1 rRNA gene is annotated in these 255 nt (G+C 56.5%); it reads left to right on the forward strand.

What is annotated here, in order from left to right:
- Positions 1–255: ribosomal RNA gene (locus tag RM609_RS34370) — 23S ribosomal RNA — on the forward strand; the annotation flags it as partial.

Raw genomic sequence — 255 nt, forward strand, 5'->3', positions numbered from 1 at the left:
AGCGATGGGGTGACGCAGGAAGGTAGTCCAGCCCGGGCGGTGGTAGTCCCGGGGTAAGGGTGTAGGCCGTGTGATAGGCAAATCCGTCACACGTTAAGGCTGAGACCTGATGCCGAGCCGATTGTGGCGAAGTGGATGATCCTATGCTGTCGAGAAAAGCCTCTAGCGAGTTTCATGGCGGCCCGTACCCTAAACCGACTCAGGTAGTCAGGTAGAGAATACCGAGGCGTTCGGGTGAACTATGGTTAAGGAACT

It is taken from the genome of Streptomyces hesseae, from assembly GCF_031845785.1.
GTDB classification, from domain to species: Bacteria; Actinomycetota; Actinomycetes; order Streptomycetales; family Streptomycetaceae; genus Streptomyces; species Streptomyces hesseae.